Below are 17221 nucleotides of genomic sequence, written 5' to 3'. Positions count from 1 at the left end.
GGCCGGTCGGCGGCCTGCCGCACCGAGCCGGTCCCTGCCGTTTCCGCCGCGCTGTTTTCACGGTGCCATGACGCGGCGGATCTCCTCGTTCACCGACCCCGGGATCGGTGAACGGAGGGTAATGGCTCGAATTGTGCGCGAGAACATGCCGTCCGCGGGCACCGGCCGCGCTGTGCGTGCTCGGCATCGGCGGCGGCTCGGACCCGCATTTTCATCCCGACGCCGGCGCGTGCGCCCGATATGACGGTGAACGGTTCTCGTCGAAGCTGCTGCTGGAGCCGTGGCCGGACAGCCGTTCTCCCACTGGTGGAGCTATCGGGGAACCCTGGCGACAGGGTCGGCGGACCCGGGGCCGCACGGAGCCGAGGGACCGGTTACCCGACTCTGGTCGTGTGGAACTCGTGGAATGCGCGCAGCGTCTCCTGCGGAGCTTCCAGCTGCGGGTAGTGGCCGACAGCGGGCAGTTCCACCACATCGGGTTCCGCGACGAGGCGGCGATAGCGGCGCACCATCCGTTCGCCGGACACCGGATCGCGTAGCCCGTCGATCAACCGGACCGGTACGTGCGGCCGGACGAGGGCCCCGACCCAGCGTTCCCGGTGGATCCGCCGTTCGGCCATATAGCCCATCAACTTGTGTCCGTTGCGTTTTCCGTGCTTACTGCACCACAGCAGCCAGAAACGATGCATTTCGCCGGCATCGGGTTTGCTGTCGGGGCCGAAAACCGCGGCCAGGCTGTGCGCGAAGGTGCTCTCGGTACCGAACCGGCCGACCAGCGGGCCGAGCGGGCCGGCCAGGAGGCGCTGGATCGGTCGTGGCCGGTGGGCCTCCGGGAAGAGCCCGCCGTTGAGCAGGCAGACCGATTCGATGACCAGCGAGGTATCGCCGCCGGCCCGGCGCCCTTCGGCGCGGGCCAGCAGTTCCTGGGCGACGGTATCGCCGTAGTCGTGGGCGAGGATGTGGAAGCGGTCGACACGCTGCTCACGCAGCAGCTGTTCACACAGATCGGCCTGATCGGCGATCGTGTAGTCGTAGCGTTGCGGTTTGGCCGACCAGCCGAAGCCGATCAGATCCGGAGCCAGGACGTGGGCGAACTGCTCGCACAACTCCGGCCAGATCCGATGCCAATCCCAGGACGCGGTGGGAAATCCGTGCAGGCACAATAGTGTCCCCGCGGAACCGGTTCCGCCGGTCCGCCAGAAGATCTGGTGTCCGCGATGGGTGAAACGCTGCCCGTTCGACCGCCAGCTCGCAAACTCGTCCATGCCCACAGCATGCCCCGCCGCGGCCTCCGGGTCGAGGAGGTTCCGGGCGCGTCGGGCAGCACGGATACCGGTACCGCGGCAGTGCGGGTGCATACGGTCGGTCGCCGTGCTCCGCCGCACCGCGTCCGTTAGTGTCTGGGCCGCAACCCATCGAGATCCATCCCAACGAGCCGTCCAGGAGGCCCGCCGTGCGGATCGGCATTCTGCTCAGTGAACGATCGGGAAGCGATGCCCTGCGTCTGCTCACCGATGACCTGCGCCGGACCGCCGACGAAGGATTCGTCTCGGCGTGGATGTCACATATCTTCGGCGTCGACGCCCTCACCGCGCTGGCGGTGGCGGGCAGCCAGGTACCCGATATCGAGCTCGGGACGGCGGTGGTACCCACCTACCCGCGGCATCCGGGTGCCCTGGCACAGCAGGCTCGCACGACCGCGCTGGCGGTGGGCCCGGGCCGTCTGTCCCTGGGGATCGGGTTATCGCATCGCGTCGTCATCGAGAATATGTTCGGCTACGGATTCGAGCGGCCCGCCCGCCATATGCGTGAATACCTCTCGATACTCGGCCCCCTGCTGCAGCGCGAACCGGTGGCCTACACCGGCGAAACGCTGACCGGGAACCTGGAGCTCACGATCCCGGACGAGGGCCGTATTCCGGTCCTGCTCGCCGCCATGGGCACCCGGATGCTGCAGCTGGCCGCGCGCCGCGCCGACGGCACGGTGCTGTGGATGACCGGTCCGGCCACGATCCGGGAACATATCGCCCCGACCATCACTGCGGCGGCCACGGAGGCCGGCCGGCCCGCAGCCCGGATCGTATGCGCGCTGCCGGTGCTGGTGACCGATGATGCCGATGCCGCGCGCGAACGGGCGGCGCGCACCTTCGCCGCCTACGACACCCTGCCGTCCTACCGGGCGATGATGGACCGTGAGGGCGCGGCCGGCCCGGCGGATCTGGCGATCATCGGTACCGAGGAACAGGTCGCCGCCCGGGTGCGCGAGGTATTCGACGCCGGCGCCACCGAATTCGTCGCCTCCATCTTCGCCGGCGGTGCGCAGGCGCAGCGTACGCGGGCACTGCTGGCCGGTCTGCTCGGCTGACCGGGCGGCCCCCCCGCCGCGCTCAGCCCGGCCGGGTGATCATGACCGGGCAGGCGGCCCGCTGGATCAGCGACTGACTGGTCGAGCCGAGCAGCAGCCCACGGAATCCGCCCCGGCCGCGGCTGCCCACCACGACCAACTGGGCATTTTCGGACCATTCGCGCAGATGCAGCGCCGGGGTCGAGGGATAGACCTCACGCCGGACGGTGACCTCGGGATAACGTTGCTGCCATCCGGCCAGCCGCTCGGCGAGCACGGCTTGCTCGGCGGTCTGCAGATCTTCGGCCGGTATCTCGATGAATCCGGTACTGGCGAATTCGGTGAAGGTGAGGTCGCTCCAGGTGTGCACGGCGACCAGTTCGGCTCCGCGTTCGGATGCCTCGGCGAACGCGGCGGCGACGGCGGTATCGCTGACCGGGCTGCCGTCGACGCCGACCACGACCGGGCCGCTGGTGATGTCCTCGGCGTCCTCGCGGACCGCGACGATGGTGCCCTGCCCGTGCGCGGCAACCGCCAGAATGGTCGACCCCAGATGTGCGATGGCACCGCCGCGGCGCGACCCGAGCACCACCATATGCGCTGATTTGGACAATTCGATCAGCATTTTTGCGGGGCTGTGCTCGGAGAGCAGGGTGTCGGGAGCCAGGTCCGGCGCGGCTTCGCGGACGACCTGCACGCCGGTGGCCAATGCCTGTTCGCCGTGCGTGCGCAGGGTCTGCACGGCCTCGTCGACCATCGGCTGATAGGCGACCAGCCACGATTTGGCCGGGGTGGAGTTCATTCCGTAGGCCAGGACGAGCCGCCGCCCTCGGCGGGCGGCCACCATGGCGCCCCAGCGGATGGCCGAATGGGCAGCGGGGGTGCCATCCACGCCCACCACCACGGCAGCGGATACGAGCCGATGCGGATCCTGCGGGTTATCGGTCATAGCCCGAGTATCCACCCGGCAAACCGCGCCGGTCATGTCCTGCGGGCGTGTCTGCACGACGGGATGTCGCGGAGTGGTTGCTCGCCGGTATTTGCCGGACGGCCGGGAATGCTCGTCGGCGGCACGCCGTCCATGGGGCTTGTCGAACGCCGTGGAATATGCAGATCATGATCACGTGCTGATATCGGATGGGGTGATCGGGCTACGGCCGATCGAGGTCGCCGACGCCGCCGCGCATATGGCCGCCCAGGATCGGGAGTCGGTGCGCCGGACAGCCGGGCCGGGCACCCCGAATACGGTGGCCGAATTCGAGCGGTGCGCTGCGGAATGGGCCGACGAGGGGCCGCGGAGAACTTTCGCCGTGGTGGACCTGTCGTCGCATGCGCTGGCCGGGACGCTGGATGTGATCCTCGAACCGGAGTTCCTGGCGAAGCGGCAGGCCGATATCGGTTACGGAATCCATGCGCCGTGGCGCGGCAGCGGTGTGCCCGGCCGGGCGGTCGTCCTGGCCTGCCGGTACCTGGCCCGCAACGATCTGGCGGATGAGGCCGTGCTGCGCATCGATACGGAGAACAAGTCGGCGATCGCGCTGGCCCATCAGCTAGGTTTCCATTACCACCGCAGCAGCACCGGCCCGCAGGGCCGCCTGGACTGGTTCATCCAATCCCTGTGATCGCAATCACGCGCCTTTGCGTGTGCGTTTCTGCGCGGTTTTACGCTGAGTCGTCTTCCGGGCTTTCGCGGCGCCGGAACTCTTCGCACCGCCCGATTTCGTCTCGCCCGGCTTGCTGTCACCGCGGGCACCGGCTTTCCCGCCGCCGCGGGTGCCGCCGGCCTCCAGGCTGCGCTGCAGCGCAGCAACCAGATCGACCACCTCGGCATCGGTTTCCTCGGCCGGTTCCTCGGCTCGTTCGGGAACCTTGCCGTCACCGCGGGCGATCGCCTCCTCCAGTAGCCGCTGCAGTTCGACCTGGTACTCGTCGGTGAATTGATCGGGATCGAAATCGTCGGACATCGATTCGACGAGAGTTTCGGCCATTTTGATTTCCTGTGGCCGGGGCGCCTTCGCCTCCTCCAGCGATTCGAACGAGACCGAGCGCACTTCATCGGGCCACAGCAGTGTCTGCAGCACCAGCATCCCGTCCCGTACCCGCATCGCGGCCAGCCGGGTCTTCTGCCGGAGCGTGAAATGGACCAGGGCGGTCCGGTCGATACGTTCGAGGGTGGCGGCCAGCAGAACATAGGCCTTCGGCGTGGTCGAATCCGGTTCCAGATAATAGGTCTTGTCGTAGAGGATCGGATCGATCTGCTCCGACGGGACGAATTGCAGAACCGGGATCTCGTGTTTCTCGGCCACCGGTAATCTGGCGAAATCGTCGTCGGTGAGCACGACCTTCTCGCCTTCCGGTGATTCGTATTGTTTGTCTATATCGGCGAATTTCACCGATTGCCCACAGACGGTGCAGACGCGGTCGTATTTGATCCGGCCCCCGTCCTTGGCGTGGACCTGGTGGAACCGGATGTCGTGGTCCTCGGTGGCGGTGTAGACCTTCACGGGGACGTTCACCAGCCCGAACGCGATCGAGCCTTTCCAGATTGACCGCATCACTCCATGATGACCGAACCGGACCCCCGGTGCGAGAGAGGCGGCAAATGGAGTGTCGCCGCGGCGAGCCGCGCACGGATATCGGCGGGTACGGCCCCGAACAGCCGGGTCATGGCGGCGACCGTGCCGGGAAGATCGGCGTGACCGGACAGATAGGCGCGTTGCAAGCCGATATCGAGATCGAAGAACGCGTCGAAAAAGCGGGGAAGTTCACCCGGCGGTAATGCGAGCAAGGCGCGGAGCCCGGCGCGGCGCAGGCGATACACGGCCCGGGCGGTATTCGAGACCTCCGGGTGGCCGGCCGCGATATCGCCGGCCGCCGCCAACGCCGCCCCTACGCTGTATCCGGTGGCCGGATGCAGGTACCCGCCGGCGGCGCCGAACCGGCCGGCCCGCGGGGCACCGCCCACGACCGGGAAGCGGACCCGCTCGACCGGCTCCTGCCCGTGCACCGGAATACCGCGCGCCAGCAACCGGCAGCGCAACCGGCGGGCGAGTTCACCGAGGCCGATCGGTGGTGCGCCCACCAGACAGGTCTCCTCGAACAGCACGCGGCCACCGCCGACGGGGATCGTGTACAGAAACGACCGCGGCGAGCCGTTATCGGCGCCGTTGTCGGCCCGCCAATCCATGAACAGTGCCGGCTCGGCCCGGCCCGGATCGTCGAGGACGAGCCCGAAGGCGGTTTGTTCGGCGCGGCCGGGCCGGCGCCGTAGGCCGCGCGCGTCGATCACGCGCCCGGCCCGCAGTGTTCGGCCGGTGTCCAGAGTGACGGTGTGTCTGCCGAGGGCGGCGGCCCGCCCGGCCAGGACGGTCGCTCCGGTGAGGTCGAGACTGTGTTGCAGGCGGGCGGTGTCCAGCACCGTGTACGACCGGGGGATCGTATGCGCGCGCAGGCCGTGGGCATGCGGCCGGGCGATCACCGCCGCGACGGCGGCGGCGTCCAGCCAGGGCGGGAGTTCGTCGGTCCAGGCGGCATAGGTCGCCTGCCAGCGCCGTTGTGGATTCGGATCGATTGCGACAACCGACATACCGCGGGCCAGGCACCGGTGGGCGAGCGCCCGGCCGGCCGGGCCCAGACCGCAGATCGCGATATCGGCGCGCACGGGAGGATCGAAGCACGGCCGGGACCATACGGTGTCGCCGGGGTGCCGGAATCGCGCTGACCCGGCTGTGCGGCTCTGCTGACCGGACGACCGTGCCCGACGCCCTCGCCGACCGAATCCGGAGGGCTGCTGCACTTGCCGGGGGCGTCGGGCTCCGCCTGTGCGCTGGGCGTTCGGGCGGTGCCGGCCCCTGGGGACTTCGAGGGCGGGTGCGCACGGTCCCGGCGGGCGGGATCAGACCTGAGCCATCCCATCGACGGCCCTGCCGTCACGCCGGAATATCGACGGAGCAATCCCTGCATGCCCGGTGCTCGTAGCCGGCGGTCCGCGGCACGGTGCCCGCGTCCCACACCGATACTGCCGACGGCGGCACGCAACTCGGAATGACGAGGTGTCCGGCGGGGTGTACCGCCGGACACCCCGGTCTCACTGAGGTGGCGCGCCGTAGGGCGCGGCCGTGTACCCCTCGGCCGCGCCGATCGCCCCGCCCACAGCCGCACCGACCGCCATCGCGGGCGCCGCGATCACCGCGTAGCCGATGGCCGCGCCGAGTACCGGGCCGACGACGAGGCCGATCGGCAGGAACGGAACGCCGGAGATCAGCCCGGCGACCGCGCCGACCATCGCGGAGGTGGTCGCGATCGGGGACGCCAGCGTATTGGCGACCGATGCCCCGATGGCCGCGGACCCCACAGTCTGTGCGGCCATCCGGTCCGACCGGCTGCGCTCCACACCCACCGAATCATAGAAGGTCGCCACCTGGGCTTCCGCCTGCGCGGCGCCGGTATTGATCTCCCGCACATCGAACGGCGGCGCGTCCATGATGATGTTGCCGATCCGGAGTTTGCCGGGCGGCGCCTCGATCGGCGCCACCGGTGCCACCGGCACGGGCGCGTGCAAATCGCCCTGTGGAGCCAGGTAGGCGTGCTGCGGCAGCGGCCTGGTCGCCGGGGCCTGGCCCGGGGCCGGTTCGGCGACCCCCGCGGGTGCGGGGGCCGGCGGCGCGGGAAGGAACGGCGCCGCCGCCACCCCGAACGTATCGGTGGCCGACCGTACAGCCACCCGGGTTGCGTCGTGTACGGCCGTGGTGATCTCGCGAACAGGGTCGGGTGCGGCGGACGCAGGTTGGAGCGGATTCGCCGGCAGTGCGGGAATCAGGGGTGACGCGGGTGGAGCCGGAAGTGCTTCGGCGTTGGCCGTACCGGCGCCGATCAGTGTCGCGATGAGCGGAACCGCGCCCGCCGCGACCACCGATCCCGCAGCCCGCCGAGCCGGACCGGTAGCTCTGTGCTTACCCATGGTCGCCTTTCTCCGGGAAATTGTCGGTTTGCCCGACATTCGGACCGGAGCGTCCGGCGGATGGGATCGTCCTGTTCAGATCGCTGGGCAATTCGTTCACGAACCGGTAGCGGGCCTGCGTGAGATACCGATAACGGTTTGTTTGCGGGGCCCGGAGAGCGTGCCGGCACCCGTGGTCGTGCGGCCGGCCGCGGAAATCGACCGGACACCGGTTTCACGGCTGCGCCGCGCCGAGTAGTGGTGCAGTGAAACCGTCGGTGACACCGTACGCCGCGCCGAGTGCGGCACCGGCGATCATGGCCGGCACTGCGACGACGCCGTACCCGACCGCGGCGCCGAGCACGGGGCCGACGACGAGCCCGGTCGGCAGGAACGGTATTCCCGCCACGAACCCCAGCGCGGCGCCGAGCATTCCGAACGGAATGGCGACCGGTGCGGCGACGGCGTTGCCGATGGCCGCGCCGATGACGGCGTTACCCAGTGTTTGGGCGGCGAGCCGATCAGACCTGCCCGACTCCACACCCATCGAATCGAGGTAGGCCGACACCTGCTCCTCGGCCTGCGCGGCGCCCCGGTTGACCGGGCCGGCGTCGAACGGTACGGCGACCACGAAGTTGCCGATCCGTAGTGTGCCCGGTGGTATGTCGATCGGCGTACCGGGAGCGACCGGCTGCGCCGCGGGAAGCGAACCCTGCGGGGTGCGATAAGCAGGTGCGGACAGCAGTCCAGTGCCCGGGCCGGCGAGCCCGGCCGGCGGGGCGATTGCGGGAACGGGCCGGGTCAGCGGTGCCGCAGCCGCGCCGATCGTCTCGGTCACCGACCGGACAGCGTCCTGCACCGCGGTGGTCGCCGCCGTGACCGGATCCGGCGCGATCCTCGGCCGAGCAGCAGGAGACGGTGCATCGGCGGCACTCGGTTGTGCGGCCGGCGAAGCCGGGACCAAGGCGCCGAGTGCGGCGAGTGGAGCGGGTGCTGGGTGGGCGGAGGTGGTGGGCGGACCGGGGATCGGGGCAGCCGGCGTACCGGGATGGTCGCCCGGTGGCGCCGGGCTTGCCGGTGCGCCGAACAGGTTTGCGATCGGTGCGGGGAGCGCCGAGGCCGCCGGCGGAGTCCGGGCCGGGTCGGCAGACGTGGCGTGTGCGGCAGGGGCCGGGTCGGTGTGCGCGCGGCTGGGGCCCGGGGGCGGAGCTGCCGGTTCCGCGAACAGGTTGGCGATCGGTGCGGGGAGGACGGGCGCTTCCGGTGGGGCCGGCATCGCTGCGGCGGGGGTGGTGAAAAGATTCCCGACCGGCGCGGCGGGCGCAGGGGCGGCGGACGAGGTGACCGTGGCCGGGGTGGACGCGGTAGGGGTTGCTGTGGTGTCCACGGCCGGCGTGGGAGCCGGTGGGAGGAGTCCCGCCGGAAGTGCGGGCAGGGCCGGGAACGCGGGTGGCGCTGGGAACGCGGGTGGCGCGGGGAGTGCATCGGCATTGGCTGTACCGGCGCCGATCAGTGTCGCGATGAGCGGAACCGCGCCCGCCGCGACGACCGATCCGGTAGCGCGCCGGGTGACACCGGGAGCTCTGTGCTTACCCATGGTCGCCTTTCTCCGGAAATTATCGGTTTGCCCGATATTAGCTCCGGAAGGCGTCGGTGCCTGGGATGTCGGCCGGTCAGCCGACCTTCCGATCCCCCTCCGATTTGCCACCCGTGGCGGCTACCCCGTTACCTGTCGGGTTCGCCTGCGAGGAGCCGGGCGGGCGGCGGCCCGCGGCCCCGCGCACGATCTCCTCGCTCTCCTCGCTGTCGCCGTATACCGCCTCCAGTGCGAGCCGCGCGAAGATCCACTGTTCGGTGGCCGCCATCTGGCCGCGGCCGCGGCCGAGGAAGGTCACGAACCACTGGATGATCGTGACGATCCGGCTCCGGTAGCCGACGAGGTAGTAGAGGTGCAGGGCCAGCCACGCCAGCCAGGCGATGAACCCGCCGAATTCCAGCTTCCCCACCTGGCAGACCGCGCTGAACCGCGAGATCGTCGCCATACTGCCTTTGTTGAAGTACTTGAACGGCCGCCGGTCTGCCACGGTCTGTTTACCGGCCACCTCGGCCTTGATCTGCTTCGCGGCGTAGGTGGCGCCCTGGATCGCTCCCTGGGCCTGTCCGGGAACGCCGGGCACCGACATCAGGTCGCCGACGACGAAGACGTTGGGATGGCCTTTGACGGTGAGGTCCGGTTCCACCACGACCCGGCCCGCGCGGTCCACTTCGGTACCCGCCGAACGGTCGGCCAGCATCTTGCCCAGCGGGCTGGCCTGCACTCCGGCGGACCAGACCTTGCAGGCCGATTCGATCCGCCGGGTGGTGCCGTCCTTGTCCCGCACCGTGACGCCGTGCGCGTCGACATCGGTGACCAGGGCGTTCAGCTGGATCTCCACGCCCATGGATTCGAGCCGGCGCTGCGCCTTGCCGCCGAGCTTCGGCCCCATGGGGCCGAGTACCGCACCGGCGCCTTCGACCAGGATCACCCGGGCGTCGCGCGGGTCGATGTTGTGGAAGGTGCCCTCGAGTGTGCGGTCGGACAGTTCGGCGATCTGGCCCGCCAGCTCGACCCCGGTGGGACCGGCGCCGACGACCACGAAGGTGAGCAGCCGGTCGCGTTCCTCCTGCGTCCGCGCGACCTCGGCCTGTTCGAAGGAGCCGAGGATGCGGCCGCGTAGTTCGAGGGCATCGTCGATGGTTTTCATGCCGGGGGCAAAGGTGGCGAACTGGTCGTTGCCGAAGTACGACTGTTGCGCGCCGGTGGCGACGATCAGGCTGTCGTAGGGGGTTACGGTCGATTCGCCGAGCAGTACCGAGGTCACCGTGCGCTGCACCGGATCGATATCGGTGACCTCGCCCAGTAGTACCTGGGCATTCTTCTGTTTCCGGAGTACCAGCCGGGTCGCGGGCGCGATCTCGCCGACCGACAGGATGCCGGTGGCCACCTGGTAGAGCAGGGGCTGGAACAGGTGGGTCGTGCTCTTGGAGATGAGGGTGACCTCGACGTCGGCCCGCTTGAGGTGTTTGGTCCCGAACAGGCCGCCGAATCCGGACCCGATCACCACGACGCGGTGCCGGCCGTTCCCAACAGGTTGCGTGCTCATGGTCGCTCCTCGCCAGCGGTGGGCGGTGCTGCCCGGTGATGATCATGTCCGACAACGCACACGGTAGTAGCAGTACCCGTCGCGGACACAGTCCGACGCCCGTTGTTCACTCGTGGTGGTGTGGCAACTCACCACGATAGCGATCGCGCGCCGGTCTCGGGGGATGCGAGCAGGTACCGATTCGGGCGAAACCGCCGAGTCTGTGCAACAAAGAGAATAGGATGAGTGCTATCTCTCAGGAGGTTCCGTCATGGTCACCGTCGACCGTGTCGCCACGCGAGGATCGCGGGCGCGCACCGATACCGAGAATTCCGCGCTCATCGAAATACCACGGCGCCGGGTACTCGACCGACTGCTGCTGAAGATCCCCGAGCGACCGCGCACCCTGGCCACCCCGCCGAACGCGAACGATACGGTCGCGGTACGCGGTGACGGGGGCCTGCCCTATCTGGGGCGCACCTTTCACTACATGCGCTGGGGTCCGGCCGAGATGATGGACCGGTACCGCCGGTTCGGTCCGGTCACCCTCAACAGTTCGATGGGGATGGACCGGGTGTTCGCCGCGGGCCCGGAGGCGATCGACGAGGTGGTCGGCCGGCGCCGCCGCGATTTCGGGCAGGGCTGGGACTACTTCATCGGCCCGTTCTTCCGGCGTGGTCTGCTACTGCTCGAATTCGACGAACACATGTTCCACCGGCGCATCATGCAGCAGGCCTTCACCCGGGAACGGCTGGAAGCGCATCTGGCCGAACTGACACCGGTCGTCCGGTCGACGATCGGTCGCTGGGTACCCGCGGGTGCGGGGGCGAGCCGGACTGTGCAGCTGTTCCCGGCCATCAAGGAGCTGGCGTTGGATATCGCCGGCGAAACCTTCATGGCACTCGAGGTGGGGGAGGAGCGCACGGAACTCACCGATGCGTTCGTGGCCTGCACGCACGCCGGGCTCGCACTGGTCCGCCACGATGTGCCCGGCAGCAAATGGCGCGCCGGATTACGCGGCCGCAAGGTTCTCGAAGCGTACTTCCGCGCGATGCTGCCGCAGAAGCGGCGCAGCGACGCCCCGGATTTTTTTTCCGGGCTCTGCCACGCTCGCGCCGAGGACGGTTCGGTGTTCAGCGACGACGACGTGGTGAACCATATGATCTTCCTGATCATGGCTGCGCACGACACCACGACCACCACCGCCACCGCCGTCGCCTACTACCTGGGCAAACACCCGGATTGGCAGCAGAAGGTGCGCGAAGAGGTGCTGGCGCTGGATCTGGCGAACGATTCGCCGGCCATCGCCGATCTGGACACGCTGCGCAACCTCGACCTGGTGGTGAAGGAGAGCCTGCGGCTGATGCCGCCGGTACCCGGTATGGTGCGCCGCGCCGTACGCGATACCGAGATATGCGGGCACTACATCCCGGCCGGAACTCCGGTGGACCTCGGGTACCAGGTCAACCATCTGCTCACCGAATTGTGGACCGATCCCGAGGTTTTCGATCCGCTGCGGTTCTCCGACGCGCGCCGGGAGGACAAATCGCATCGGCTCGCGTGGATGCCTTTCGGTGCCGGTTCGCACAAGTGCATCGGCATGCATTTCGGCACCTTCGAAGTGAAGACGATCATCTCCGCCCTGGTGCGCGACTACGAGTGGAGCTTCCCCGAGAACTACCGTATGCCCTGGGGTTTCACCACCATTCCGTTCCCGCGCGACGACGCCCCGATGCGGCTGCGGCGTCTCACCTGAGACATCGCAGCGCCCGGCCCCGGTTCCCGTGGTCGAACGGGAAACCGGGGCCGGGCGCTGCGGGAACGGATCCGGTGCGGAGGTTCAGCGGCCGGACAGCAGGTATTCGGCGACGGTGGTATCGGTTTCGGCGCCTTCCCGGTAGCCGCCCTCCCCGTTCATCGCGGTCATGATCGCCAGGGTGTAGCGCTCGCCCGGACCGGCGAAACCGACCGAGTTCACCACCCAGCCGCCCTGTTCGTCGGACCAGCCGTTCTTCAGGCCCGGCCGCATCGCCGCGCCGGCGCCCCAGACGCCCCAGTGCTGATTCGAATCGACGCGACGCATGAGATCCAGCAGGTAGGCGCGGTCGTCGGGATGCATCCGGTCCAGGACATTGGACATGAGCCGGTCGAGATCGGCGGCGGTGGTCTTCTGGAATGCCCAGTGCGGCCCCGGATTGGGCGAGGGCTGCGGCGCCAGGCTCGTCATACCGTTGGCGCGGAAGGCGTTGTTGAACGCCATCCGGTCCAGGCCCGCGTACTTGTTCCAGAGAATATCGGTGGCCTGGTCGTTGGATGTCGACATCATCTGCTCGATGAGCCCGCGATCCTCCGGCGGCAGGGTGATGGCGCCGACGCGAGCCCGGTTGAGCAGATCCTGCGCGATGGCGAGTTTGATCGTCGACGCGCTCCAGACCATATCCTCGGCGTGCGGGCTGGCATAGACGGCGCCGGTGTTGCGATCACGAATCACATACCCGGTGACGCCGGGTCGGGAATCGAGATACGAGTTGACGGTTTCGATACGGCCGGCGAGATCGCAGTCGAAGCCGTGCGCGCAACCCTGGGTGTGCGCGAGCGGAACTGCATCGGCCGCGGGCAGGCCGGCGGGCACACCGGCGAACATGATCGCGGCGGCGGCCAGGACGGTGGCGGGTGCGGCCACGCGGGGCGCAGCACCGGTGATCAGGGGGTAACGCACGAGGAAACACCTTGTCACATCGGCGCTCGGCGCGCACGTTTTCGGGAACGGCTAGTGCACCCGGGCCGCGGCCTTCAGATCGGCCACCGGGCGGCCGTTGAGGCGGTAACAATGCTCGAACGCCTCGGTGTGCTGGTCACGCGGCCACGAATGCAGAACGACGGTCCGACCGTAATGGCGGGAATTGACCAGTTCCCATCTGTCCCCGCAGCGGCGGACGGTGAAACCGTCTCGCGGTATCAGGGGAACAACCAGCGCTTTCATCGACGCGAACCAGCCTTTCGTGCGGTAACCCGTTCCTCCCGGGGTTGCACTGTGACACAGCGCCTCCGTCGGATCCCGGCCATCCGGCCGCGTGTCGGCGACTCGTGTGCGATAAATCACTGTGCGGAGCGGCTGAATATCGGGTAGAAGCGTTCGGCGCTAGGGACATTCGGCTGATGATCATCTGTCCGCAGGTTGTCCTCTGCCGTCGTGGGGGGCGACCCGGCGCTGTCGGTGGCGGAGCGTATAAACGGGTGGACGACAGAGCCGCCCGAGCTGTGCGGATGCGGCGAACACGGGTGATCGGACCGAGCGGAAGGGCGGAGATGGCGCTGCACATCCACCGTGCCGAACGCGCGGACGCACTCGCCGGCGCGCTCGCGGCGGTGCTCGCCGATCCGCTGCCCGATCCCTTCGCCACCGAAGTCGTCGCGGTACCCGCCAAAGGGGTGGAGCGCTGGCTGGCGCAACAACTCTCGGGCGTTCTCGGTGCCACGCCCGGCATACGCGACGGGATCGCGGCCAATATTCGCTTTCCCGCTCCGGCCGCGCTGGTGGAGGAAGTGCTGGCCGAAGCCACCGGCGTGGGCACGCAGACGGACCCGTGGGCGCACGATCGGGTGGTCTGGACGCTGCTGCAGGTGATCGACGCCGCGGTGCACGAGCCGTGGTGCGCGGTCCTGGCGCATCATCTCGGGCTGGGTGCGGCCGGTGCCGCCGAGGCCGGAACGGGTTGCGAGCCGGCCGCCGGGGAACACCGGCTCGGGCGGCGATATGCCACGGCGGCACGTCTGGCCACACTGTTCGACGGGTATGCCGCCCAGCGTCCCGACCTGATCACCGAATGGGCGAGCGGAGCCGATACCGACGGCGCCGGCCGGCCGCTCCCCGAAGACCTGCTGTGGCAGCCCGCCCTGTGGCGACGGTTGCGCACGGCCGTCGGTGCGCCCGGTCCGGCGGAGCGTTTGCACACCGCGTGTGCGCGCCTGCAGGCGGAACCGGATGCTGTCACACTGCCCGACCGGCTGTCGCTGTTCGGGGCGACCAGATTGCCTGCGGGACACCTGGCGGTACTGACCGCTCTGGCCGAACACCGGGACCTGCATCTCTGGCTGACGCATCCGAGCCCGGCGATGTGGAACTCGCTGGACCGGCACCGGCGGACCCCGGGGGGTCCGGCCTGCGCAGCCGGGGGCCTCCGGCCCGTCGCGCGGGCCCGAGATGATTCGGCCACCCTGGTGCGGCATCCGCTGCTGACGGGACTGAGCCGCGATATCCGGGAACTGCAGCTGCGGTTGCCGCAGGCCGGAAGCGATATCCGCTACCCGGCGGCGCCGGACAACGGGCGCGACGAGACCGTGGTACCGGGTATGCCCGGAGGCACAGAACCCGGTGCGGCGGTGTTCGCCGACGACGGTGATGGTCACACCGGCCCGGCGACCCTGTTGCAGGCGCTGCAGGCGCACCTCCGCGACGACGACTGGCCGCCGGCCGAGGGGCGGCACACCGGCGACGGCAGCGTGCAGATCCACGCCTGTCACGGCCCGGTGCGGCAGGTGGAGGTGCTACGCGAATGCCTGCTCGGACTGTTCGCTGCCGATCCCACCCTGGAACCGCGCGATGTCGTGATCATGTGTCCCGAGGTCGAATCTTTCGCACCGCTGGTGCGGGCGGCGTTCGGGCAACCGGTACCCGTCGGTGCGGAAACACCCGATACGCCGGCGCATCCCGGTCACCGCTTACGTGTACGGCTCGCCGATCGCGGGCGCGGGGCGACCAATCCGCTGCTGGGTCTGGTGTCGCTGCTGCTGGAACTGGCGCGGGGGCGGGTCACCGTCACCGAGGTACTCGATCTGGCCGCCTGCGAACCCGTACGCCGGGCCTGCGGTTTCGACGACGACGATATCGAGCGGATGCGGGAATGGTCCGTCGAGGCCGGCGCCCGCTGGGGGATCGGCCGCCGCCAGCGGCATGCGTTCGGCCTCGGCGAGTTCGAACAGAACACCCTCAACGCCGCGCTGGACCGGATTCTGCTGGGCGTGACCGCGGACGAGAGTTCGCAGGACTGGCTCGATCGGGTGCTGCCGCTCGACGATGTGGACAGCAACGATATCGACCTGGCGGGCCGGTTCGCCGAATTCATCGATCGGCTCGCCTCGATCCTGCGCGATCTGCAGGGGCCCGCACCGGCCGCGGAATGGTCGGCGATCCTGGGTCGTGCCCTCGAACTGCTCACCGATGTCCCTCCGTCGCAGGAATGGATACGGACCGAGGCGCGCCGGGAACTGGCGGCCGCGACGGAGTATGCGGGCGATACCGTGCTGCGGCTCGCCGATATCACCGAACTGCTGCTGAGCCGGTTGGCGGCGAGTCCCACTCGTGCGAACTTCCGCACCGGCGAGCTCACCGTATGCACGATGACCCCGATGCGCTCGGTACCGCACCGGGTGGTGGTACTCCTCGGGGTGGACGACGAGGTCTTCCCCCGGGGCGCCGGTCTCGACGGCGACGATATCCCCGCGCGGGATCCGTTGCTGGGGGAACGCGATCCGCGGTCGGAGGATCGGCAGCTGCTGCTGGACGCGATCATGGCCGCCCGCGACACCCTGGTGGTGTTGCACACCGGCGCGGACCCGGTGACCGGTGCCTACCGTCCGCCCGCGGTACCGGTCGCGGAGCTACTCGATACTGTCCGGGCCCATGTCGGATCGGCGGGTATGCCCGCGGTCCTCACCCGCCACCCACTGCAACCGCACGACCGGCGTAATTTCGCCGCGGCGGCACCGTTTTCCTTCGATGCCGCCGCCTACGCCGGCGCCCGGGCGACGCTGCGTACCGCGGATCCCGCGTCCGGCCCGTTCGCCCGGTCCCTGCCCGCCGCCGAGATCACCGAAATCGGCCTGGCCGAGCTGATCGCCTTCCTGGAACATCCCGTGCGCGGATTCCTCTGGCAGCGGCTGGGTTTGCGTATCCCCGATCAGGAGGAGGAGATCACCGATCGGCTGCCGATCGAATTCGGCGGCCTGGATACCTGGTCGCTCGGGGAACGGATGCTCGCGGCCCGGCTGGCCGGGGCCGATCCCGCCGAGCTGCGCGCGGCGGAGTGGCGCCGCGGCACCCTGCCGCCGGCCGAATTGGGCCGTGCAGTGCTGGACGAGGTGGAGCGGACGGTCGATACATTGTTCCGCGCCGCCGCGCCGGATTACGCGCAACCGCCCCGCGATATCGATATCGCCGTCGATCTCGGTGGCGGCCGCCGCCTGACGGGCACTGTCCCCGAGGTTCGCGGGGAGCTGCTGGTACGCACCACGTATTCGCGGATCGCGCCGAAACACCGGCTCGCGGCATGGGTCTCGGTTCTGGCCCTGGCGGCGACCGAGGACCGGGCGTGGCGGGCCGCGGTCACCGGGCGCGGCCGGTTCCCGACTCCCGCCTGGCGCGCCGAGCTCACCGCGCCCGGCGCGGACGAGGCGAGCGGAATTCTGCGGACGCTGGTCGCGTTGCGTGATGCCGGGCTGGCCGAACCCCTGCCGATCCCGACCGCGACGACCGCCGCCTATGCCGAGGCACGGTTTCGGCGCCTGCCCGCGGAGGAGGCATTGATCGCCGCGGATCGCGAATTCGGCGGTGGTGACAAGAAACGCGATTTCGCTGAGCGCACCGACCGCAATCTGCGATATGTATGGGGGCCGGCCCCGGACCTGAGCCGCCTCACCGCGGCCCCGGCTCCGTCCGGTGAACCGGTGGAAACCACCCGGTTCGGTTCCATCGCCCGCCGCCTCTGGGTGCCCCTGCTTCGGGCCGAACAGCAGGGGGCGCCATGAGCACCGTGC

General features: G+C 69.4%; 13 protein-coding genes. 4 read left to right on the top strand and 9 right to left on the bottom strand.

Annotated features, from left to right (window positions below; translation table 11 throughout):
* Positions 1-374 precede the first annotated feature (374 nt).
* Positions 375-1265, bottom strand: coding sequence for an alpha/beta fold hydrolase (locus IU448_RS03885; RefSeq protein ID WP_195054080.1), 891 nt, complete (start codon positions 1263-1265; stop codon positions 375-377).
* A gap of 188 nt (positions 1266-1453) precedes the next feature.
* On the opposite strand from IU448_RS03885, the gene IU448_RS03880 reads away from it, so the two are divergent.
* On the top strand, positions 1454-2365 hold the full coding sequence (locus IU448_RS03880) for an LLM class F420-dependent oxidoreductase (protein ID WP_195054079.1): 912 nt from the start codon (positions 1454-1456) through the stop codon (positions 2363-2365).
* Positions 2366-2387: 22 nt separating this feature from the next.
* Here IU448_RS03880 and IU448_RS03875 read toward each other — a convergent pair whose 3' ends face one another.
* Complete coding sequence (locus IU448_RS03875) at positions 2388-3293, bottom strand: universal stress protein (RefSeq protein ID WP_195054078.1); 906 nt, start codon at positions 3291-3293, stop codon at positions 2388-2390.
* A gap of 175 nt (positions 3294-3468) precedes the next feature.
* Here IU448_RS03875 and IU448_RS03870 point away from each other — a divergent pair, with 175 nt between their 5' ends.
* Positions 3469-3966, top strand: a complete 498-nt coding sequence (locus IU448_RS03870; RefSeq protein WP_280457025.1) for a GNAT family N-acetyltransferase — start codon at positions 3469-3471, stop codon at positions 3964-3966.
* Positions 3967-3972: 6 nt separating this feature from the next.
* Here IU448_RS03870 and IU448_RS03865 read toward each other — a convergent pair whose 3' ends face one another.
* The 5 genes from IU448_RS03865 to IU448_RS03845 all read right to left on the bottom strand — a co-directional run bounded on the left by IU448_RS03865 (position 3973) and on the right by IU448_RS03845 (position 10426).
* Positions 3973-4899, bottom strand: a complete 927-nt coding sequence (locus tag IU448_RS03865) for a Ku protein (protein WP_195054077.1) — start codon at positions 4897-4899, stop codon at positions 3973-3975.
* A complete protein-coding gene (locus tag IU448_RS03860) occupies positions 4899-6005 on the bottom strand; it encodes a lycopene cyclase family protein (protein WP_324188499.1) in 1107 nt (368 codons plus the stop codon). The genes IU448_RS03865 and IU448_RS03860 overlap by 1 nt, the downstream gene beginning before the upstream one ends.
* Before the next feature lie 426 nt (positions 6006-6431).
* Positions 6432-7304, bottom strand: a complete 873-nt coding sequence (locus tag IU448_RS03855) for a DUF456 domain-containing protein (RefSeq protein ID WP_195054076.1) — start codon at positions 7302-7304, stop codon at positions 6432-6434.
* Between the two features lie 214 nt (positions 7305-7518).
* Positions 7519-8880 (bottom strand): hypothetical protein, encoded by a 1362-nt coding sequence (locus IU448_RS03850; RefSeq protein ID WP_195054075.1) that lies wholly within the window; start codon positions 8878-8880, stop codon positions 7519-7521.
* Positions 8881-8956: 76 nt separating this feature from the next.
* Entirely contained in the window at positions 8957-10426 is a 1470-nt protein-coding gene (locus IU448_RS03845) for an NAD(P)/FAD-dependent oxidoreductase (RefSeq protein ID WP_195054074.1), read from the bottom strand.
* 250 nt (positions 10427-10676) lie between these two features.
* Between IU448_RS03845 and IU448_RS03840 the strand changes: the two genes are divergently transcribed.
* On the top strand, positions 10677-12161 hold the full coding sequence (locus IU448_RS03840) for a cytochrome P450 (protein ID WP_195054073.1): 1485 nt from the start codon (positions 10677-10679) through the stop codon (positions 12159-12161).
* Positions 12162-12245: 84 nt separating this feature from the next.
* On the opposite strand, the gene IU448_RS03835 is transcribed toward IU448_RS03840, so the two are convergent.
* On the bottom strand, positions 12246-13124 hold the full coding sequence (locus tag IU448_RS03835) for a serine hydrolase (RefSeq protein ID WP_280457020.1): 879 nt from the start codon (positions 13122-13124) through the stop codon (positions 12246-12248).
* A gap of 51 nt (positions 13125-13175) precedes the next feature.
* Positions 13176-13388: a hypothetical protein gene (locus IU448_RS03830; protein ID WP_195054072.1), complete on the bottom strand. Its 213-nt coding sequence runs from the start codon at positions 13386-13388 to the stop codon at positions 13176-13178.
* 326 nt (positions 13389-13714) lie between these two features.
* Here IU448_RS03830 and recC point away from each other — a divergent pair, with 326 nt between their 5' ends.
* Entirely contained in the window at positions 13715-17212 is a 3498-nt protein-coding gene (recC, locus tag IU448_RS03825) for an exodeoxyribonuclease V subunit gamma (RefSeq protein WP_195054071.1), read from the top strand.
* Positions 17213-17221 lie beyond the last annotated feature (9 nt).

The organism is Nocardia flavorosea (genome assembly GCF_015477805.1).
GTDB classification, from domain to species: domain Bacteria; phylum Actinomycetota; class Actinomycetes; order Mycobacteriales; family Mycobacteriaceae; genus Nocardia; species Nocardia flavorosea_A.
This window is presented reverse-complemented; position numbering and strand designations above follow the sequence as displayed.